Source organism: Bacillus cihuensis (assembly GCF_000504145.1).
Classification (GTDB): domain Bacteria; phylum Bacillota; class Bacilli; order Bacillales; family DSM-1321; genus Peribacillus; species Peribacillus huizhouensis.
Window position 1 is genome coordinate 2,193,610 of record NZ_KI632495.1, and the last position, 20,321, is coordinate 2,213,930.

The 20,321-nt window shown below is 35.4% G+C and carries 20 protein-coding genes and 1 pseudogene; 9 read left to right on the top strand and 12 right to left on the bottom strand.

Going from position 1 to position 20,321, the window contains the following annotated elements; genetic code table 11:
- Positions 1-136 precede the first annotated feature (136 nt).
- The 3 genes from V179_RS0116265 to V179_RS0116275 all read right to left on the bottom strand — a co-directional run bounded on the left by V179_RS0116265 (position 137) and on the right by V179_RS0116275 (position 2,763).
- Positions 137-580 (bottom strand): hypothetical protein, encoded by a 444-nt coding sequence (locus tag V179_RS0116265; protein ID WP_028392421.1) that lies wholly within the window; start codon positions 578-580, stop codon positions 137-139.
- Between the two features lie 28 nt (positions 581-608).
- The gene (locus V179_RS0116270) at positions 609-1,427 is read right to left on the bottom strand and encodes a DUF3100 domain-containing protein (RefSeq protein ID WP_028392422.1); all 819 of its coding nucleotides are present in this window, start codon (positions 1,425-1,427) and stop codon (positions 609-611) included.
- Between the two features lie 115 nt (positions 1,428-1,542).
- Positions 1,543-2,763, bottom strand: coding sequence for a M20 metallopeptidase family protein (locus V179_RS0116275; RefSeq protein WP_235179055.1), 1,221 nt, complete (start codon positions 2,761-2,763; stop codon positions 1,543-1,545).
- 1,076 nt (positions 2,764-3,839) lie between these two features.
- On the opposite strand from V179_RS0116275, the pseudogene V179_RS28145 reads away from it, so the two are divergent.
- Together V179_RS28145 and V179_RS28155 are read left to right on the top strand one after the other, a co-directional pair.
- Positions 3,840-4,182: pseudogene (locus V179_RS28145) on the top strand (flavodoxin domain-containing protein).
- A 749-nt stretch (positions 4,183-4,931) separates the two neighbouring features.
- Positions 4,932-5,222, top strand: a complete 291-nt coding sequence (locus tag V179_RS28155; protein WP_028392425.1) for a hypothetical protein — start codon at positions 4,932-4,934, stop codon at positions 5,220-5,222.
- Between the two features lie 298 nt (positions 5,223-5,520).
- On the opposite strand, the gene V179_RS0116300 is transcribed toward V179_RS28155, so the two are convergent.
- From V179_RS0116300 to V179_RS0116310, 3 genes are all read right to left on the bottom strand, one after another.
- Positions 5,521-6,510 carry a zinc-dependent alcohol dehydrogenase family protein gene (locus V179_RS0116300; protein ID WP_028392427.1) on the bottom strand — a complete coding sequence of 330 codons (990 nt, stop codon included), beginning with the start codon at positions 6,508-6,510 and terminating at the stop codon, positions 5,521-5,523.
- Positions 6,511-6,609: 99 nt separating this feature from the next.
- On the bottom strand, positions 6,610-7,230 hold the full coding sequence (locus V179_RS0116305; RefSeq protein WP_028392428.1) for an HAD-IA family hydrolase: 621 nt from the start codon (positions 7,228-7,230) through the stop codon (positions 6,610-6,612).
- A 355-nt stretch (positions 7,231-7,585) separates the two neighbouring features.
- Positions 7,586-7,804 (bottom strand): KGG domain-containing protein, encoded by a 219-nt coding sequence (locus tag V179_RS0116310; RefSeq protein WP_028392429.1) that lies wholly within the window; start codon positions 7,802-7,804, stop codon positions 7,586-7,588.
- A gap of 664 nt (positions 7,805-8,468) precedes the next feature.
- On the opposite strand from V179_RS0116310, the gene V179_RS0116320 reads away from it, so the two are divergent.
- Positions 8,469-8,909, top strand: a complete 441-nt coding sequence (locus V179_RS0116320; RefSeq protein WP_028392430.1) for a GNAT family N-acetyltransferase — start codon at positions 8,469-8,471, stop codon at positions 8,907-8,909.
- Between the two features lie 201 nt (positions 8,910-9,110).
- Here the strand turns inward: V179_RS0116320 and V179_RS0116325 are convergent, their stop codons facing one another.
- Both V179_RS0116325 and V179_RS31350 read right to left on the bottom strand, forming a co-directional pair.
- Positions 9,111-9,746, bottom strand: a complete 636-nt coding sequence (locus V179_RS0116325; protein ID WP_028392431.1) for an FMN-dependent NADH-azoreductase — start codon at positions 9,744-9,746, stop codon at positions 9,111-9,113.
- Positions 9,747-9,834: 88 nt separating this feature from the next.
- The gene (locus V179_RS31350; protein WP_182502036.1) at positions 9,835-9,984 is read right to left on the bottom strand and encodes a hypothetical protein; all 150 of its coding nucleotides are present in this window, start codon (positions 9,982-9,984) and stop codon (positions 9,835-9,837) included.
- Between the two features lie 245 nt (positions 9,985-10,229).
- Here V179_RS31350 and V179_RS0116335 point away from each other — a divergent pair, with 245 nt between their 5' ends.
- Complete coding sequence (locus V179_RS0116335) at positions 10,230-10,616, top strand: hypothetical protein (RefSeq protein ID WP_235179057.1); 387 nt, start codon at positions 10,230-10,232, stop codon at positions 10,614-10,616.
- Positions 10,594-11,061: an MltG/YceG/YrrL family protein gene (locus V179_RS0116340; RefSeq protein WP_028392433.1), complete on the top strand. Its 468-nt coding sequence runs from the start codon at positions 10,594-10,596 to the stop codon at positions 11,059-11,061. The genes V179_RS0116335 and V179_RS0116340 overlap by 23 nt, the downstream gene beginning before the upstream one ends.
- 404 nt (positions 11,062-11,465) lie before the next feature.
- On the opposite strand, the gene V179_RS0116345 is transcribed toward V179_RS0116340, so the two are convergent.
- A complete protein-coding gene (locus V179_RS0116345; protein WP_028392434.1) occupies positions 11,466-12,356 on the bottom strand; it encodes a LysR family transcriptional regulator in 891 nt (296 codons plus the stop codon).
- Between the two features lie 469 nt (positions 12,357-12,825).
- On the opposite strand from V179_RS0116345, the gene V179_RS0116350 reads away from it, so the two are divergent.
- Both V179_RS0116350 and V179_RS0116355 read left to right on the top strand, forming a co-directional pair.
- Positions 12,826-13,728, top strand: a complete 903-nt coding sequence (locus tag V179_RS0116350) for a DMT family transporter (RefSeq protein ID WP_028392435.1) — start codon at positions 12,826-12,828, stop codon at positions 13,726-13,728.
- Between the two features lie 176 nt (positions 13,729-13,904).
- Positions 13,905-14,537 (top strand): LysE family translocator, encoded by a 633-nt coding sequence (locus V179_RS0116355; RefSeq protein WP_028392436.1) that lies wholly within the window; start codon positions 13,905-13,907, stop codon positions 14,535-14,537.
- Between the two features lie 376 nt (positions 14,538-14,913).
- On the opposite strand, the gene V179_RS0116360 is transcribed toward V179_RS0116355, so the two are convergent.
- Complete coding sequence (locus V179_RS0116360; RefSeq protein WP_200868674.1) at positions 14,914-16,170, bottom strand: MFS transporter; 1,257 nt, start codon at positions 16,168-16,170, stop codon at positions 14,914-14,916.
- A 564-nt stretch (positions 16,171-16,734) separates the two neighbouring features.
- On the bottom strand, positions 16,735-17,190 hold the full coding sequence (locus V179_RS0116365) for an SRPBCC family protein (protein WP_028392438.1): 456 nt from the start codon (positions 17,188-17,190) through the stop codon (positions 16,735-16,737).
- 517 nt (positions 17,191-17,707) lie between these two features.
- Here V179_RS0116365 and V179_RS29215 point away from each other — a divergent pair.
- Both V179_RS29215 and V179_RS0116375 read left to right on the top strand, forming a co-directional pair.
- Positions 17,708-18,376, top strand: a complete 669-nt coding sequence (locus tag V179_RS29215) for a DUF5342 family protein (RefSeq protein ID WP_051404988.1) — start codon at positions 17,708-17,710, stop codon at positions 18,374-18,376.
- Between the two features lie 497 nt (positions 18,377-18,873).
- On the top strand, positions 18,874-19,068 hold the full coding sequence (locus V179_RS0116375) for a hypothetical protein (RefSeq protein WP_028392439.1): 195 nt from the start codon (positions 18,874-18,876) through the stop codon (positions 19,066-19,068).
- A gap of 256 nt (positions 19,069-19,324) precedes the next feature.
- Here V179_RS0116375 and pdxA read toward each other — a convergent pair whose 3' ends face one another.
- Positions 19,325-20,320 (bottom strand): 4-hydroxythreonine-4-phosphate dehydrogenase PdxA, encoded by a 996-nt coding sequence (gene pdxA, locus V179_RS0116380; protein WP_028392440.1) that lies wholly within the window; start codon positions 20,318-20,320, stop codon positions 19,325-19,327.
- Position 20,321 lies beyond the last annotated feature (1 nt).

Here is a 20,321-nt window from a genome sequence, read left to right on the forward strand (position 1 = left end):
CATCACAAAAGCGAGTGAAATAGTCATGCATTTCACTCGCTTTTTCATAACCTGAATTATCAGGTGTTACGATTTTTGCCAGTAAATCTGATTTCCCAACAACTTTCTGTAATTGGAGTAACACGATTACAAAAAATTAATGAAATTTACCAGTTAATCTAAAACCAATTTCTGCTACAACAGTTGATAATAAAAACGTCCCTGTATATACAACTAGTGAGATAACAACGATACGCCATCCTAATTTTTTAAACTCTTTCAAATCTTTTCCGAAAGATAGACCAGCATACGCCAAAATAGGTGTTGCTAATGCCATAAAATTCACTTGTTCTGTTACTTTAATAATTGATTCATTTCCTGGGAAAATTGGAGTTGTTATCAATAACGCTAACATAGACACCCAAATAACAATTGGTAGCTTAATAGGGATGATTTTAGCTAAAAAGAACCCTAATATCGTAACCGCTACAATGATCATCATACCTGGTAATGCTTCAGTAGGTGAAACATTGTACCCAATCCAATTTCCCATAAGGGCTATTATTCCAATAGTTACAAAAGTTAATATTTTATCTTTCATATAAAATCTCCTCTTTTATGTCCTACGCTCAAATATTTTTCATTTGATCTTGTTTTGCTTTTCTTCCCAAAATTGGTTCAAGTTTTTTGTATAGATAGTTTGTAAAAGGGAGAGAAAAGAATACACAAATATACGTGCCTAAAATTGTTGTAATTAAGTTAGCGGCACCAGCAAAAATTGCGATATCCTTTGCCGATTCCGGAAAAATAACGGCTAATGCACCAGACATAGCAGCCATCATACTACCTGAACCAACACCAGCACCCATGGCTAATGAAATGGGATGAAACCAACCAGTTTGAGCCATCACGCTCGCTAACACCGACAGATATAAAGCTCCAAATAAAGTACCGCATACATATACGCCTAAGGCTCCCCTTCCTTCTGGTGAATCAGAACCGTATTTTTCAGCAATAATGGCCAAGTTAGGTTCTCTATCGATTGAGAAAGTGGCTCCGACTGCTTCTCTTTTCATTCCAAGTAATAAAGCGATTGGTAGTCCTAATAGGATTGTACCCGCAAAATGGCCTACTTCTTGTAATCCTAAAGAAATTCCCGCCTCAAAAATCTTCGGTAATGATGGTCCCATTAACATGCCTAATTTTGCGACAAATAGCATAAATGAAATACCTAAAATATTAGCGGCTATATTCATTTCTTTTGTTTTTAATATTTTTAAAGACGGTAAACTAATAATGGCTCCAATAATTAATGCATACAACATTGGAAATAAGGCAATGGCTCCAATTCCGATATTTAATGTTTTTACGCCGATAAATTCTGTCACACATACTAATATCAAAACAAATAAATGAATTTTCCAATTTCTTAAAGAATTTTCTTGCATTTTTTTTGCACTCCATTTCTATAAATGTGCTGATTTTAACAAACAGAAAAAAGAGCGGGTCTTCGCAAAAGCTGCTTCACACCGCCGCTTTCCTATCGTCATACAAATTATCAACTCATTGAATTTTTTCAGTCGTATTTAAAGCTAGTCCAACGATTAGCGAGATCCCTCGAATCATCGCCTTTTCGTCTGGTAAAAACACGTCACTATGCAGTTTCATCGGTTCCTCTGGATTTTCACCAACACCTAGAAAAACAAATGTACCAGGTACTTGATCTAAATAGAAGGCAAAATCTTCACTTGCCATACTTGGTTTGCTCATCCACTGCACGGAATTTTCGCCAAATAAATCCGTAGCAATGCAAGCCACATGTTCATTAAATTTAATATCATTCATTGTTACAGGATAGCCTACTGTAAAATTGTAATTGATTTCAACTTCCAATTTCAGAGCAGCAGCTACTCCTTCGATAATTCGTTTTATACTATTTTGTACTTCTTTCCGAGTGTTTTCATTAAGTGTCCGTACCGTTCCTTTAAAACGAGCTTTTTCTGGAATGATATTATAACCATCTCCTGCTTCAATGGTGCCTATTGTAATAACAGCAGAGTCTACTGGATCGGTTTCTCTACTAACAATCGTTTGTAGAGCTGTAACAACATGACAAGCCCCAACAATCGCATCTACTCCTTGATGCGGCGCTGCTCCATGACCTTGTTTTCCAGTTAATACAACATCAAAGGTATCCATACTCGCCATCATCGGGCCGTTTCTAAATCCATATACGCCGGTCGGTAACTCGGGCCAAACATGAAAGGCAAAAGCATGGTCAACAGGGGGATTACTTAATACACCTTCTTCAACCATCATGATTCCTCCGCCTTTCATCTCTTCAGCCGGTTGAAAAATAAATTTGATCGTCCCAGAAACATATTGCTTATTTTCAGATAAGATTTTGGCTGCAGAGAGTAACATTGCCGTATGCATATCATGTCCACAAGCGTGCATGATTCCTGGATTTTTCGACTTATAGCTTACGGTTGTTTTTTCTTGAATCGGTAAAGCATCTATATCTGCTCTTAAAGCAAGCACTGGTCCTTCAAGCTCTCCGCGAAGAATGCCGACAACACCTGTCTCCGCTACTCCTGTTGTTACTTCGATTCCAAGTTCTTGCAAGTAATTAGCAATCAATTCAGCTGTTTTATACTCTTCAAACCCAAGCTCTGGATGTTCATGGATCTTTCTTCTTAAACTCACCGCTTCTTCATATATTCCAACTGTTTTTTCTACGATTTCAGCTGAAGTTAATGTTTTTGTAATTTTCTGGACATTCATAGCTGTTCATCCCCTAAATAATTAGATAGCCGTTCTCTGTTATAAAAACTAAAAATTTCATTATTATGGAAAAGTAAATAACGTCAGATAAAACATGTAATTTAGAAAATTCGAAATTGATATTGATATACTACCATATCAAAAAACAACTGTAAATCTGAAAAACACAATTGTATTTTTATAACATCTCATTAAGATTTAAATCATCTATTAGACTAAAAAACTAAAGCAACTGCCGATTTCTATGTAAATTCCTCCATACAAACATCTAAACGATTGTTACTATGCGTCAAAAAATACGAAAAAATAATTGATAATTGTTTTCAACGAGGAGGTGGCTTCCAATATAATCATTTCCTATAAATGACTTCGTGTTTGTCTTGATTTGTAATGACTGCGGTTATATAGATAAATGTGCGATTTATGATGATTTATGTCCATGTTGTGGGGAAAATGAAAGTTTAGAAAAGTATAACTATGTAAAGTGAAACTTCAAAGGTGGTTTTCTTCATCCCCACTGATTGTTAGTCCCGTTCTACTGTCGCTAAGGTCGCAGCGACAGCTTCGATCAATCGACAGTACGAACTAAGGTTCAATGAATCACAGACTAAGCGCGCCGCGTCCTGCGGCAACGTCTGTGTGACCCACATCCTGTGAGCAACAGAGACGCCATCACATCTTGTGATAGTCCGACAAGTATTACAGCTTATGACCTCGAGGGGCTAGGAGCCGCAACTAGATTAGGCATTGGTCCCCCACCTACTCTTCTTCGATTTCTCTAAGCCTTGAGGTGGGGGGTTACTGCCCGTTAATGCGGGATAAACGTAGAGTAATAGGTACATGTATTTACGTATGTATGCAGCATTTAGTCGAATTCCAATTCATCTAAAAATTTATTGCATATGCCACCACAGTAAACATTCATCGTCTTCTATTCACCTATCCCCCTGCTTAGAATTTTATCTTTAATACGATAAATAACTTCAACGAGGAGCATAAGAATGAAAAAATATATTTTAATTTTTACTAGTATGTCAGGAAATACAGAGGAAATGGCGGAGATTATTTAAAAAGCGATAACAGAAGAAGGTGGCGATATCCTTGTAAAAGATGTGCTTGAAGCTGAATTTTACTTGGTGCTTATACTTGGGGAAACGGCGATTCCCAGATGAGTTTTTAGATTTTTATGACGAAATGGATCAACTAAATTTTGCTGGTAGCAAGGCAACCGTTTTTGGTTCATGTGATTCATTCTATCCCGAATTTGGGGCAGCTGTTGATACATTGATGAATAAATTACAAGAATGTGGAGCTGATGTAGTACTTGAAGGTTTAAAGGTTGAGCTCGATCCTGTCGGTGAAGATGTTGAACGCTGCAAACTATTTGGAAAAGATTTTCTCAAGAAATGTACAGATTAAATATCACTGTAACTGCTTAGGAGGCATCTTGAAGTGAAAAATCATATGATCACAATCCGTACGATAACAGAACAAAACTTAAAAAATTTCATTCGTTGACCATATAAGTTTTATTACGAATAGATAGAAAAGAAGAAGTCTCCTTTAGATTGGAGGCAGGTCGTTCAACAAGTCGTTCACCGGATTGTGTACTCCTATTATCAACTCTCAATTGAACACCGGCATGCAACAAAAGTGCTTGAGTTAATAGAACAACATTGGCTGAAGATTTCTCCAAAATTTTATGAATCAAAAATTCACTATTATCAAGTAATGGCTAAAATGACGGATTATTTATTACAAGATTTAACAGCAGAATCAGATCTAGATCCACCTCTACTCTTATTTGAAAAATATAGGCTCTTTTCGTAAAGTTTGTTGTTTTTAGCAAGAAACCAATTCGAACAGATGTTGATTGTAGTGGAAGGTGCGAGACTCCTGCGGGAAAAGCGTGTTGAGGGAGACCCCGCAAGTGCAAAGCACTGAGGAGGCTTCTGAGACCGCCCGCGGAAAGCGAGTACCTGCAACGGAAATCAACCCGGGTTATTAGTGTAAAAATGATTGAAAAGCAACAAAGTATGTGAAAACAGCCAAAATATAAAACTCGTATTCAAGAACTAGACGTTGATCTCGCTTTAACCTTTGATGTTGTTAAATTTTCTAACTCCTCATTTGTTGTAAAGAAGTATGTAGTTAAAGCTGATCAAGAAATGTTAAAGCTTTATTATTACTTCATTCAAGTATTTTCGGGAAAAGTTTTTCAAATACGTCCAACACGGATTGAAGTGATCACTTTAATTGCCCAAAAGAAACATATCTTTCGTCCGACACAAGAAAAGCTTGATGAAGGAATAAGTTATTTTCTGTTAATGAAGCATTTTCTAGAAGATTCAGCTAATTATAGTGAAATCTATAACGAAAATGAATGCCCAATTTGTCCATTTCAAAACGTTTGTAATAGAGAAACACCAAAATTAAATCCAGCTAAGTATTTATCGTAAAACTTGCCTGTTGATTGGAGCGAAAGCATTTGCTTTCTGCGGTCAACAAGGGGTCTCCAACGGCGCTGTACGCTTGTTTGAGATCTCCCTTTGACGCTCTTTGGCACAAGAAGCCTCCTATACACGGTCCAATGAACATTGTGCAAAAATGAACACCACCCATAGCATATCCCTTTATAAATGGCCCTGTTAAGCTGTTCATCCTCTTGCTTGAATAATCATGATGGGATTGGTCTATCATTTTGGATTGCTCGCATAAATCACTTGGAAAATGTTATATTCCCATTTAATGCTCCGATCAGCTTGTTAAAAAAACTTTCCCTTTTCTAGGCATTGAAGATTCAACAACTGCAATCGCTTCTTTTACGTTTACTAAATCGTAATGGGAATCTGTCATCATTAATTTTAATTTATGATCTTGTATGAATGTAATGATCTGTTGAAAGGCTTCTTGCCAAGCTTCCGTCGATACTCTGCTGTTCCAATGCCGTAAATGAAAGATTTTCGCTTTTACTTTTGCCTGATTTACAATTTCTCCCCAGTTTACTTGAACGCCCGATAAAAGACCGATCGATAAAAAGATCCCATCGGGGTGTACACAATAGGCTAAATCCGTACCAGAGAAACCACCTATAGAATCAATCGCCGCATCAGCACCTAGTCCATTAGTAATCTCCATCATTGCTAAACGTAATGGTGTTTCAGATGTATTGATGACATGACTAGCGCCAAGGTTCAGTAATTCTTTTGTATATGTATTATTTCTCGTTACCGCAATTAATCGAAAGCCAAGTATTTTCGATAATTGGGCAAAGATTCGGCCGATTGAAGAACTACAAGCATTTACGACTAAAACATCATTTCGTTGTAATCTCAACTCTTCTGTACAAATGATCCATGCTGTAATTGGATTTATATACATTTGAGAAGCAATGAAATCATCAATCGTATCAGGGATTGGAACAGCAAACTGTGCGGATGTTTTCACAAACTCTTGCCAAGTGCCTTCTCCTCTTAAAGGTAAAACCCGCTTCCCAACAAGATGTTTCGATACTAAAGAACCCACCTCTTCTACAATCCCCACTCCTTCATAACCAGGAATAGCAGGTAGTGAAATTCGCTGGGAATATGCTCCTCTAACCGGAATTAAGTCTGAGGGATTAATAGGCCGTGCTAACATTCGCACAAGCACCTCATCATCTTTAGGCCGGTGAATTTCTTTATGTTCAACTTTTAATACGGCTTCTGGTTGACCGAATTCACAGAATGTAATACATTTCGCAGCCAACGCAACCACTCTCCTTCTATATCGGTATCCTCACACCGAAATATTACTACACTTTTCACTTTTTACTACCTTCAAAGACACATATCGCAACTAGATTTCTTAGATAACTGTCAATATTTCTGAGGGTTTATGCACCTTATAGTCGGGGTTTTCTCCTTGAATCGCTTCTATTGAATCATACCCCCAACTTACCCAGATCATTTTAATTCCTGCTTTTTTACAAGCAACTAAATCTCGTTTCTCGTCTCCTACATAGATCACTTCAGAAGACTCCAATTGATTCTCTCTTAAAAACTTTTCAATTAGTTTATCTTTTGAAAATAAACTGCCAGAACAAAGCACATTTGTGACACAGTCTATTTGATTACGTTTTAAAAAAAATAATATATTCTCCTTTGAATTAGAAGAGATGATCGCTGTTTTATATCCTTTTTTCTCTAGGCCGGATAACATGTCCTTAATTCCATCAAACAAATTAACATCATTTATTGATTTTCGGTATAATTTATAAAATTGAGGAATGATGATTGGCAGCTTATACATTTGAAAATTTAACAATTTACATCTTTCTTTTATCGAAAGTTTTTTCAAAGTCTCGATATCATCAAACTTTATTTCTTTAAAGCGATATTTTTCAGCAAGAATATTCCAACTTGAGATGAAAGCCATTTTTGAATCGGCGAGTGTTCCATCAAAATCAAAAATTATATATTTCAACATTTACTTTACTCCTATATCTAAAGATCCTAAGATTTAATAAGAAATTCCTCAGTATAAGTTCCCTCCTAAACTCAGCCTTTCCTTATTTCAAGTGAAAGCAATACTTCCTTCTTATAATATTGCACCCTTAGAACACGATGTTATTGCTTAATCGCTCCCGTTAGTATAACAAGGCTCCGCTTTTACTTTATGCATCCTTTTTTATAAAAAGGTTAACATATTAATTAAGTTTTTTGCACCGTTAACTGATTTTAATACTACGCAGTCAAAAGATATTGCGACGGAAACGAGGAAAATCGCAGAAAAAAAGACTGAGAATTCATCTTGACAGACAACTCCTCAGTCTACTAACAAATTATTTGTTATTTCTATTGGCTTCTCCGCCTTTGCGACCCGCTTCTTCTCGACTCATTTTGCGATCGTCAACATTGTCATCGTCCCGTTGGTTAGCTCTTGCTTCTCCACCCTTTTGTCCAATCTCTTGGTAAAAATCTTTGTCGTGATTTTTTGAAGTGGCTTCTCCGCCTTTACGACCAGCTTCTTCTAGACTCATTTTGTTATCGTTGTTAGCCATATTAATCACTCCTATAATAGATTTTTATCTTGCTTACATTACTTAAATATCCTGTTTGAGTAGTCCTTAAACTAAAGACATATATTTAGTAATCATTACCTTTTGATGATGTGATTTTAAAATTGGAACTACTTGTTAACTCGATTTGCTCGATATACAAGTAATGCTATTTGTTTATATATTTATGAAGACCATTGTTTTAGTCATAAAAAAGATTCTCAATTTAATCATTGAGAATCGGTTAATCATATATAGTAGTTTGATAATTTTGGCCAGATAAATTCACTGTATCCATCCTTACTTTTTTAATTTTTTATTTACGTGATTTTTACTAATTACGTTTTTATTTCTTTTTCTTTCCTTCTTCCATTTCTACTCCATAATTCCAAACTCTCTTATGTTTTTCCCCATAAACCTTCATTGCATCTGTTACTGATTTTATATATTTCTTCATTTATATGATCCCCTTTCTTATATGGTATGATTTTATTATCGTGTATGGGAGCCCTTTTGACAAAGCCACTGAAAACGGAAACATTCACCATGTAAACGGAAACAACATGGGTGATAGCGTGCATCATCGCTTATTTTCTCATTATTTCGTTGTTTTTGAATCGTTTGTAAATTAAGATTATTGGTATAACAATAATAGGGGGTACAATCCATGGATATTAAAAAAGCAACATTAAATGAGCTCGATTCACTAACAGAACTGTTCGATTTATACAGAGATTTCTATGAACAAGAGTCTAATCTTGAAGGGGCAAGGGAATTTTTAAAAGCTAGATTAATGAATGAAGAATCCGTCATTTTTATAGCCTTTGATGAGAATCATCCGATTGGTTTTGTTCAGTTATATCCATCATTTTCTTCATTAAGTATGAAAAAGTCATGGGTTTTAAACGATTTATATGTGAAAAAAAATGCTCGTAAAAAAGGATTTGGTGAGAAATTATTAAAAAAAGCCATTCGCTTTGCTGGGGAAACAGGTTCAAAAGGAGTTTTACTTGAGACGAATGTAGAAAATATTCCCGCACAAAGTCTCTACGAAAAAATTGGTTTTAAACGAGAAGAAAATTATTTTTATTTTTATTCGGTTATTTAAGTTGTTTACAATACGCCACCATTTACCATGAAGGATTAATCAAGTATCACGCTGCACTCACCTCATCACAGTGGTGGCGATGCGGAGCCGAAATTTTGAGGTAGTTTCTATAATCTCCTTCATACAAAAGAGGCTAATCTAAAAACAAAGATCAAAACGTTGACACCTATCTTTGAATTAGCCTCTAGTGCTTCTATTTAATTAAAAAGTATGAGCTAAATCCTTAGCACGAGCGATGCCATTTTCTTTGATTTCTTGTGCTTTTTCAGGCATAGCATTATGACCTTCAATAAATAATCCTTCAAAAGAAGGAACACCAAAGAAATTCATGATTACACTTAAGAAGCGATGCCCCATTTCTACGTCAGCAGCTGGACCTTCTGAATATACACCGCCACGTGCTTGAATATGAAGGGCCTTCTTATCTGTTAAAAGACCAATTGGACCTTGAGCCGTATATTTAAATGTTTTTCCTGCAACAGCAACAGAGTCAATATACGCTTTCATTACTGGAGGGAATGAGAAGTTCCATAAGGGGGTTACAAATACATATTTATCCCCTGACATGAACTGTTCACTTAGTTCATTAAGACGTCCCACTTTGGCTTTTTCTTCTGCTGAGAGCTCTTCAAATCCTTTGCCAGATTGGAGTTTCCCCCAGCCACTGAAAACATCTGTATCTAAATGAGGGATATGCTCTTGATATAAATCAAGATGAACGATTTCATCATTTGGATGTACTTCCTTGTATGTTTCAATGAATGCTTTTCCTGCTGCCATACTGACAGATTGTGTATCATCATTAGGATGAGCTGTGATGTATAATAATTTTGCCATGTTGCCTCCACCTTTTGCTTTTTAGATTCTTATTGTATAGTTTGAGAAAAATTAACATGGAACAAAGTTTGTATTTATTTAATTTTCGTTATTTACTCACATCAAAGAAATATGGGTTACCACCAATATTTAGACGCATCTCATCGGTTATTTGGTATAATTCATTTGAATAAGCTTCATCGTTTTCAGCATAATCAAAAGAAACACTACCATCATAATGATTAGGTTTTTGCTCCATATTTACACCTCCAATCATTTTTAGTATCTATCTCTTCCTATAATCCATTCATCAATTGGTAGCTTTCACTGACCGTTTTTCAACAAATAACCAATTTAAAAATATTTTGTAATTACCTAGCACGATCTAACCACTTTTTTTCATGACAATTGCTTTATTTTCTACTATATGTTCGAATTGTTTTTTATAGCGTTGTATAATAAGACAATGCAGAAAAATAGATTCTAGTTAAGGAGTGTCATACAATGATGGAATGGACGTTAGCCCTTTTATTTGGGGCAGCAGTTATTCTACTTATTTTGTCGGTTATTAAATCGAAGCAGTCGTCAAAAAGAGTAGAAGAACAAATAGATCAATTTACGATTTCTTTTTTGAAAGAATTAAACCAGTTACAGCAGAAAGTTCAAAACGTCGAGATAGATACTGAAATAATTGCTCAAAAAACAGGAGCTTCTAAACAACGACTTTTGTTACGTGAAGTAATCGACTTACATAGACGCGGATATTCATTAGAAAGTATTTCTGAAAAATTCCAGCTGACTGAGACTGAGATTAAAAATTTACTTGCTCCTTACATAAAATCAAAGGATGAGAGGAGCGAAGTTAGCAATGAAAGCACATTTAATGCGTAGCTTTGCCAGCGGACTATTGCTCGCAACCAGTATATGCGGGATCGTGTACCTCCTTGGTTCGAACAATGTACAATCCGCTAAAATACCATCAGAAGACGAGATGATCAGCTCTTTAACCTCTGAAGGCTATATCATCCAAACAAAGGAAGAGTGGAAAAAGCAATTTGAGGCCCATGAAGCATCTAAAGAGAATACCAAAAAAGAAACAACTGAGACAGTAGCACCGCAGGAAATAGTCGTGTACCGGACGATTCTGTCAGTGTCTAAAGGAATGACTAGCATTGATATTGAGAAGATCCTTAAGTCAACAAAAAGCATTGATCCTGCGATTGATTTCTCCAAAGAAGTAGAAAAGCGCGGCTTATCTAACAAGTTACGTCCAGGTACTTATGAGGTAGATAGTGGAATGACGATCGATGAAATAATGGCGGCTATTTTTAAATAAACATAAACTTTAATAGAGAGAATTTAAGAGTTATAGTTTAGTTATACATGTATTTACCTTTGGAAAGCTCTGTTGTGAGATCACACAACAGGGCTTTTTATTATGAATTTCTTCAGCGCTTTTTGTGACTCCAACAATTGAGCTACACGATCATTAGTGAAAAAAGACCTTTTACTGACGTGCTGCCAATATGATGAATCTCTATAAGCTAAGAACCGAAGATCTTCTGTAATTGATTAACTTCTTCATTAAATAACAACACCCATTGGTCGTTATATCGTTTAACTTCGACTTTTCTTATTGTAATCCCTCCTTTTGATTCTCTTGCAATGATTGCAAGACGGATTCCTGCAAAAAATTCGCCTCAACATATTCAGAATATCTGCTTTACAACTATATAAGGGTTAAAGCGAATGATCTTCTACTCGTACATTGACCCATGATTTCATATATTCAATAAATCTTTTCGTGGCTGGAGCAAGGGTTTTAAAAGATGTAGCTGCAATACCAATTGTACGATAATTCTCTCGCTCTAAGTTAAGGATGCGAATATTATTTGGGATTCGATATAAAGCCATTTCAGGAAGAATACTTATCCCCATTCCATGTTGAACCATTGAAAATATTGCTTGATCGTCTGCAAGCTCAAATTTTATTTTTGGGATGACATTGTTCTCTGTTAAAATTCGTCTTAAATCATTATCGCTTCCTTTCTTCGACATGATTAACTTCTCCTCTTGGATACTTTCAAAACTGATCTCATTTTGCTGAGCAAGGGGATGATCTTCAGAAAGGATGCAAAGCATAGGATCTTTTTTTAAAGGAATGACTTCAAACGCATAGGAGGTTGGGATCGAGACAAAACCAAAATCCACAATTCCATTGGATATCCAATACTCAATGTCATCATAATCCCCTTCTAGCAGCTTAATTTCGATAGAAGGATATAACTCACTAAAATTCCCCAATATTTCAGGCAGCCATTGAGCTGAAACGCTCGAAAAAGTACCAATACGTACTACACCTATTTCCAACCCATTAATATTCGCTATTTCTTGAGCCATTTCTTCGTTCCATTTTAAAATCTCACGGATATATCGTAAAACATGTTCTCCGTTACTAGTCAAATTAACACCTGCACGCCCTCTAGTAAGGATAGAAAATCCCCACTCTGATTCCAAACTAGAAATGGCATGACTAACCGCGGATTGTGTTAGACCAAGTGTTTCTCCTGCTTTTGTCAGACTCCCTAACTCTACAACTGTATTAAATATTTCAAACTTTGCAAGCGACAATTTCATCACTTCCTTTACATGAATTTTTTTCATTTAATTATTTAAAAACATTCATTTTTCTTATTTGAATTTTACAATTATACTAAAAAATAATAAAGTGAAACTTCCATCAGTGGATGTTTTTCACTGATGGTTAGTCGCGTTTTACTGTCGCTAAATCTTCGATAAATCGACACTACGAACCCGATTCAATGAATCACAGACTAAGTACGCCGCATCCTGCGGCAACGTCTGTGTGACCCACATCCTGTGGGCCTCAACTAAACCTTTGAAAACCACGAAGGTATGTTTCACTGTATCTCACCAATCGGGGATTTACAGGCTGTTTATCCCCACCAATTTATTTCTTGATTCTCTCAAAAAATTTAGGTGGGGGTATTACAGCCTGTTAAACCGGGATCAATTTGAAATAGGTAGGGGATGAAAAATGAATAGTATTCGAAAGTTTGAGATGCTAAAAAGGATAGGTATGAACAATCAATTAAAAGCAGATTTCATGATGATCATGGTCACTATGTTTTGGGGTTCATCCTATTTGTTCATGAAAATGGGTCTTCATTCTATTCAAGAATTTAACTTGATAGCCTTACGCTTTGGGATTGCCTTTATTTTAGCTGGAATCATATTTTACAAACGCTTGTGCAAGATGGATTTACCTACTTTTAAAGCTGGATTTATTTTAGGTACTATCTTGTTTTTGGCGCTTACTGTTGTCACGATTGGATTAACATCCACATCCATTTCTAATGCAGGGTTCCTATTTAGTCTCACGGTCGTATTTGTCCCATTGTTAATAGCCCTCTTCTTTAGAAAAAAACCTGAAAAGAAAATTGTTATCGGCGTACTTTTCTCTATAGTAGGGATCGCTCTTTTAACGTTAAATCAACATTTACAAATTAGTTCTGGCGATTTCCTGATCATTTTAGGTGCTCTTTTTTATGCGATCTATATTATTGTGACAGATAAATTAACAAAAAATGTAGATTCTATTACTCTCGGAGTTTTACAACTAGGTTTTACCGGTGCGTGGGCACTATTATTTTCATTTTGGTTGGAACAACCACATCTTCCTACTACATCAGAATCATGGTTTTCTATTTTAGCTTTAAGTATACTATGCAGTGCCGTTGGGTTTATTGGTCAAACTGCAGCCCAAAAATATACGACCCCTACACACACAGGACTCATCTTTTCATTAGAGCCCGTTTTCGCTGCTATACTCGCTTATATTTTCGTTGATGAAGTACTCCCAGCACGAGGTTATTTAGGAGCAACCCTTGTCTTAATCGGTGTCTTAGCCGCAAAAATAGATTTTAAACATTCATTGATAAGGAAAGGCATTAGGAAAACAATCAACGAGTCTCAAGTGTAATGTTACTTTCCACAGTAATGGAGTCAAGACATCATTTCTATCAGTACATCCAATTGAATAAATTCTCTTTTTTTTGCATAATTATTAACATTTTCATTTATATGTAGAACTTTTATGCTACTATATTCTATATAAACGGACGTATGAAGAGATCATATTTGAAAGATGTGTTTGTTTTGAGTTTATTTTTTACGTATCTTCTAGCAGGTCTGGCCATTGCAATGCCTGTAGGAGCAATGACTGTTGAAATGACGAAGCAAGGGTTAAAAAAGGGCTTTTTGCATGGCTGGGCTGTTGGATTAGGTGGAATGACAGTCGATTTCTTCTTAATTATTTCCTTATATTTAGGATTGGCATCGATACTTTCTACGCCTTACATTCAAATTCCCATGTGGCTAATTGGGGCCTGTTTCTTAGCATTTTTGGGTTATGATTCGATCAAAAATTCGGATCAGGGTATTACATTAACTGGTGATAAACCAAATCAATCTTTTTTTAGCTCATACCGGAATGGATTACTCGTAGCGATTTCACCAGGAAATCTTGTGTTTTGGATTTCTGTTTTTGGAGCTGTACTTTCCGATTCCTATGATACGACACAACCGGCAACGTTTTTAATCGTTGGGGCGGGTATATTAGCTGGTATATTAGTCCATGATATCGGACTCTTGTTAATCGTTACGATTACAAGGAAAATGATGAATCAGACAATGATAAAATGGGTTTCCATTATCGCTGGATTTATTTTAATCGGCTTTGCGGGATACTTCTTATATGAATTTATAATCACAATTAAAGGAGTACTATAAAGTGAAACTTCAATCAGTTAGGGTTTTACTGTCCGTTAATGCGAGATAAATCATGTTGAAAGAGACCAGTGATTGTATTCCATTAAAGTGTTCATTTATGGAGTACTATCACTGGTCTTCTTATTTTTATAGTTTGGTTATACTATTTCTTTCTACGTTCTTTGGGATGGAACATCTTAATTGGAATTGGTTTATGAAAGTCTAATTCTCTACAATGCAGCTGTAATTGTAGCTTTGAAATAAACTTTGATTAAATTAATTCTATAAACCTTGATACAAGAGCAAATAAAAAAGCGTATTTTATGTACCTATATTTTTACTTTTTTCAGTACTAGAATATCCATTTTCTTTTTTTAATAATGGATCGATCCCCCTGCTACTTTGTTTTAACCGTTAGAACAATAAACCCGGCAATAACCATCACTACTGACAAACTGATAAACACGATGGAGAAAGATCCGCCAAATAGAGTAATTAAAGCTCCAAAAGTCATTGGAGCAACAAATCCGCCAAGTGTCGAACCCGTATTGATAATCCCAACGGATGAACCAATTACTTTTTCAGGCAGGATTTTGTGAGGCCAAGAGAATACCCCAACAAAGATAATGGTTAATAAAAATGTAAGCACATATAACAAGCCAATAGATACTGCCAATGAATCAGAAAGCACCAGACCTACAAATGCTCCAGCTGAAAGGATCGAACTACTTAAAAATAATACTTTTTCTTTATCAGCAAAAAATTTTGTCAATAAAATGCCTGCTAATAAGGAAGCAATTGTTCCCCCAACAGCGTTGATTGCTAGGATCGTTCCAACTGTACTAATCGATAATGCAAATTTTGCTTTTAAGAAAGATGGCAGCCAAGACATATTTCCATAAAACGCCATATTAACTAAAACCATCACCATAAATAAAACGATTACATTTCGATTCAAAATGACTGACTTAAAACTAGCTTGCTTTGGTTCAACCTTCCTTTTCTCAATTGCAGTTCCACTAGGTACAAAGAAAATAACCAAAATTAACGAAATGAGAAATAATGTACCTAATACATAATATGCATAGTGCCAGTCCAAATCTATTAGTCTTGCTCCGAATAGGAAAGCTAGGATTCCTCCAATTCCACTTGTAGATAATATTAGCGATTGGATGAAAGTCCGTCTATCTTTCGAGAAATTCACCGCGATACTTTTTGACGTACTTGATGGATAGCCTGCATGTCCAACACCTGCAAAGAAACGAATCAAAATAAATAAAATAAGACTTCCTACAAAACCAAATGCAAATGTAAATACAGTAATCAGTGAAAGAGATATAATTAAAACCTTTTTATAGCCAATTTTATCTGCTAACCATCCACCTGGTATTTGCATTAAGGAATAGCCTAAGAAAAACAAACTCATGATTAAACCTGTCTGACTCGTTGTAAAATTGTACTGCTCTGCTATAGGGATAATCGCTGTCGAAATCATATTTTTGTCCATGTAAATCAAGGAGTAACCAAACATTAAAACCGTAATCAGCAAAATTTCACTTGGTTTTTTCTCCTTTTGAATAGAATTCTTTCTTACCATTTGTTGATTTGTTCCTTCTGTGTATTGCTCTTGTAATGCACTTTTGGAAATAGACATAAAAAGTCTCCCCTCACCAAATTGTAATCGCTATCATTTTCAGAGTAATTATATTATAATACATTTTTTTGAATAATTGTAATTTTTATCAAAGATATCCTGTATCTTTGATAAAAATTAGGTGTTCATAAAGATGAATTATTTCAAAATCCCCCCTTACAATTTACATTCACTTTCACATAGAACTCTGCATTTTTATTATATATGCGTAATTTTAAGACAATGCCAGCTACCATCACGCTCGCTACTTTAGTAACTTCGGAAGTTCTTTTCTTCGAAAGCCATTCAAATGAAAAAAGATTCTTTTTATTTTACTATTATTAATTGTTACTGTCTTATTCATTGATTCTGCAATATCTAGTGTTAATAGTTACATTGCAGTTTATCTTGATACCATAATGAAACTTCAATTAGTGGGGGTTATCTTTATCCCCCACTAATTGTTAATCCCATTCTACTGTTGCTAAGATCTTCCTTTCTCTTTGAACTATCGACAGTACGAATTAAGGTTCAATGATTCACCTTTATACAAATCCACAGCAAAGCACTGTTAGAGAAAGTCGGTTAAGCCATATTCTCTGCAATCTCTTTCAGTGCCTTTGCCCGAGATATGATGAATGATTTCATATACTTTTCCAAAAACAACGTATCAGCTAAAACACCAATTGAACCGAATGGAGATTTATATTCAAATGTATCGATCATTAATGTTCCACCTGATTCCTCGATAAACTGATGCGTATGAACAAAAGAATGGAAAGCACCCTTTACCATAATATCTACAAATTTATTTGGTTTTTCCATTACTATCACTTTCGCTGTTAACCTTTGCTTAATCCCAAAATGAATGGCTTCCCAAGTAACAATATCTCCCTCCTCCAATAACCCTTCGGTCACACCACCTACTGCCCTCTCCTTTGTTTTCGATGTTGTTTCAGTATGAATATCCACATCCCTCGCTAAGTCAAAACATACTTCAATTGGCGCTTTAATTAATTGTTGATTCGCAATAACCGGCATAACTTCTTCTCCTTATACGTATTCTCTAAAACTACCATTATTATACAGTTAAACATCCATCCGTGGGACCTTACTACCCGTAATTGGGATCAATCACATAATTGGAAGTTGCACTTTCTTCTACAATTCTAAGGAAACTTTAAGATAACTCTTCTATTTCTTTAAACTCAAGTCGGTATGATTCAACTATAGAGAAAACCTAGATGGCATTTAATAGACCGCCATTTACATTGAACCATTACGAATGAAAAGCAAAGACGATTGCCTTAGACAAAACAAAAGGCGGTTTAGTAACTAATACTCAAACGATTGAAAATCACAAGCTAAAAATACAAAATTTCCTTTTTCAATCAAGATACAGAATATGATGTCGATATCGCCGCACTAAATGGAGACATTTTGAATATTGATCAAAACATGAAATAACTACGAAGGTGATTTAGTCATTACTTACCTTTCTCTTCTACTTACATTAAATTGTGCCAAACGGAATAAAAAATTTTAGGAGGTTTTTAATATGATCCAAGATTTTAAAGTTAAAACATTGTTTAAAGATCAGATTCATGAACGTCAGCAATTTACACTTAGCTTTGAAGGGGCTACTTATCAAGGGATTTTCCACGATGACAACATTCAGTGGTTTCATCCTCAACCGCATACTAAACTTGCAGAAGAAGTCCTGAAAAATTTGGAAGCCAACATATATGATTTAATGCAAGACCATATCCATCGAAATTTACAAATAAAACCAATGTTTGAGGATCAAGTTCATGAACGTCAGCAATTTAAACTAAACTTTAAAGGGGACACATACCAAGGGATTTTCCACAATGAAGACATTCAGTGGTTTCATCCTCAACCACATACTAAGCTTGACGAAGAGGACATTAAAGTTTTGAAATCCAATGTGTTTGACTTGATGCTAACCCACATTAATCAAGATTTTAAAATTAAGCCGTTGTTTGAAGATCAAATTCATGAACGGCAACAGTTTACGCTAAGCTTTGAAGGCGATCATTACCATGGTATTTTTCACGATGATGGCATTCAGTGGTTTCACCCTCAACCTAAACAAAACCTTGAAGAAGACGACCTTCAAGATTTGGAATCAAAAGTGTTTGACTTGATGCAGAACCACATCTACCAAGACTTTAAAGTAAAGTTGTTGTTTGAAAATCAGCAGTAAACCTCGTATTGAAAATTTGTAAAAAGGGGCTGACTTTGCACTCTAATTCAGATGGTAGTGTTTCATAACACTTATCTTATACTGAATTTAGAGTTGCGGGGACGGCCCCTTTCTTTCTCTCCTCTTTCAAAAGCTAGAGGCCCTTTTCTCCTCTATATCCATTCACCTTGTAATAACCAATGGAATTATTCAAATATGAATTTGTCTAAAATCATTCCATTCATTTTTCCTTATTACTGAAGTAAGTAGGGAATCATGCTATACTAGATTAAATAATGTTCGTTCAGCCCGATAAACTTCACTAGTTTATAAAACGGGTACTAGTATGGCAAGTAGCATAAAAAAACAATCTATAATGACTGAAATACTTATATTAATACATGAAAGTACAACAAATAGCTGATTGCTAGCCTTATAAAAGTAACATGAACACATACCTCGGATAAACAAATGAAGATTTAAATACGAGTTAAATCACTTTAAGGAGGACTTATAAAATGACACTAGCTGAGTACAATGAGAAGTACGAATCGATCATTCGCAGCAGCAATATTTCTGACAGACAAAAAGCTCTACAATTGGCTGATTTAATGATCGATATGGAAGGGCAATTCAATCAGGCAGGGGAAGTGCAAAATAAAGAGGTTTTTGCGTTATATAAAAAAGTATCGCTTCTATCCACCTTGTTATAATCGATCGGCTACCTTAGGCCTTACTTTCTAGTGAGGTTCTTTTTTAGGCGTTGTGTAATTCGATTACGGCATTTCTATTCCCTCTATCTACTTAACTACCCCAATATTCATCTTACCCTAACAAATAATAGTAGTTCGCTTTCACAAAATAAGGAAAGACAAATAAAGTATTCCACAAAAAAACTCTAAAACGAATAGAATATTCTACACGTTTTAGAGTTTACACGTATCCTCAGTATCCACTGATGGAAGTTTTTTATCTTTTAGGTGCTAATTCAATCGCTGATCTAATAGCGGCTAACATACTTTTATCATCCGCGATGTTTTTACCAGCAATATCAAATGCTGTACCGTGGTCAACAGACGTTCTAATAATGCCGCCTTTTAAGCCAACTGTAATATTAACGCCTTCTTCAATGCCCATTACTTTTACTGGAGCATGTCCTTGGTCATGATAGCAAGCAACGACAACATCAAAATCGCCTCTGCCAGCTCTGAAGAATAATGTATCAGCTGGAAGTGGACCAGTTACATTGATTCCTTCAGCTTTCGCTTGTTCAATACCAGGCATTAATTTTTCTTCTTCTTCGCCATTACCAAACAAACCATTTTCACCAGCATGTGGGTTAATACCACAAACCGCGATTCTAGGATTGTCAAAGCCAGCTTTTGATAATGTATCATGTGCTAATTTAACAACTTTATAAGTTCTTTCTGGGTTGATGCTTTCAATCGCTTCAATTAATCCCATATGTGTTGTTAAATGGATTACTCTTAAGTTAGGAGTTGTTAACATCATTGAGAAATCTTCTGTATCTGTTAAATCAGCAAGAATTTCAGTGTGTCCTGGGTAGATGTGACCACCTTTATGCAACGCTTCTTTATTCAAAGGAGCTGTACAGATTGAATCAATTTTTTGTTCTTTTGCTAACTCGATTGATTTAGCCAAATATTGGAATGCAGCATCTCCAGCAGCAGCTGAAACTTCTCCGAAAGGTTGGTCAACTGGTAAAAGATCTAAATCGATTACATCAATTGTTCCATATTCAAATTTAGCTTCTGAAGGATCTTTAATCATATTGATTGTTGCTTTTGAATCAACAATCGGGCTGACTTTTTCTAAAATTTTTGCATCCCCGATAACCAATGGGTTACAGTTGTCATATACTTCCTTGTGATTAAGTGATTTAACGATAATTTCAGGACCAATTCCTGCAGCGTCTCCCATAGTAATTCCGATAATTGGTTTCATA

What these genes read in the sequence shown, in the direction of transcription:
- V179_RS28155 (WP_028392425.1), top strand. Translation starts at nt 4,932, where the DNA reads ATGTTAAAGCTTTATTATTACTTCATTCAAGTATTTTCGGGAAAAGTT.
- V179_RS0116360 (WP_200868674.1), bottom strand. Translation starts at nt 16,170, where the DNA reads ATGTCTATTTCCAAAAGTGCATTACAAGAGCAATACACAGAAGGAACA.
- V179_RS0116270 (WP_028392422.1), bottom strand. Translation starts at nt 1,427, where the DNA reads ATGCAAGAAAATTCTTTAAGAAATTGGAAAATTCATTTATTTGTTTTG.
- V179_RS29215 (WP_051404988.1), top strand. Translation starts at nt 17,708, where the DNA reads ATGATCCAAGATTTTAAAGTTAAAACATTGTTTAAAGATCAGATTCAT.
- V179_RS0116265 (WP_028392421.1), bottom strand. Translation starts at nt 580, where the DNA reads ATGAAAGATAAAATATTAACTTTTGTAACTATTGGAATAATAGCCCTT.
- V179_RS31350 (WP_182502036.1), bottom strand. Translation starts at nt 9,984, where the DNA reads ATGGAGCAAAAACCTAATCATTATGATGGTAGTGTTTCTTTTGATTAT.
- V179_RS0116350 (WP_028392435.1), top strand. Translation starts at nt 12,826, where the DNA reads ATGAACAATCAATTAAAAGCAGATTTCATGATGATCATGGTCACTATG.
- V179_RS0116365 (WP_028392438.1), bottom strand. Translation starts at nt 17,190, where the DNA reads ATGCCGGTTATTGCGAATCAACAATTAATTAAAGCGCCAATTGAAGTA.
- V179_RS0116335 (WP_235179057.1), top strand. Translation starts at nt 10,230, where the DNA reads ATGATGGAATGGACGTTAGCCCTTTTATTTGGGGCAGCAGTTATTCTA.
- V179_RS0116325 (WP_028392431.1), bottom strand. Translation starts at nt 9,746, where the DNA reads ATGGCAAAATTATTATACATCACAGCTCATCCTAATGATGATACACAA.
- V179_RS0116275 (WP_235179055.1), bottom strand. Translation starts at nt 2,763, where the DNA reads ATGAATGTCCAGAAAATTACAAAAACATTAACTTCAGCTGAAATCGTA.
- V179_RS0116310 (WP_028392429.1), bottom strand. Translation starts at nt 7,804, where the DNA reads ATGGCTAACAACGATAACAAAATGAGTCTAGAAGAAGCTGGTCGTAAA.
- V179_RS0116305 (WP_028392428.1), bottom strand. Translation starts at nt 7,230, where the DNA reads ATGTTGAAATATATAATTTTTGATTTTGATGGAACACTCGCCGATTCA.
- V179_RS0116375 (WP_028392439.1), top strand. Translation starts at nt 18,874, where the DNA reads ATGACACTAGCTGAGTACAATGAGAAGTACGAATCGATCATTCGCAGC.
- V179_RS0116340 (WP_028392433.1), top strand. Translation starts at nt 10,594, where the DNA reads ATGAAAGCACATTTAATGCGTAGCTTTGCCAGCGGACTATTGCTCGCA.
- V179_RS0116320 (WP_028392430.1), top strand. Translation starts at nt 8,469, where the DNA reads ATGGATATTAAAAAAGCAACATTAAATGAGCTCGATTCACTAACAGAA.
- pdxA (WP_028392440.1), bottom strand. Translation starts at nt 20,320, where the DNA reads ATGAAACCAATTATCGGAATTACTATGGGAGACGCTGCAGGAATTGGT.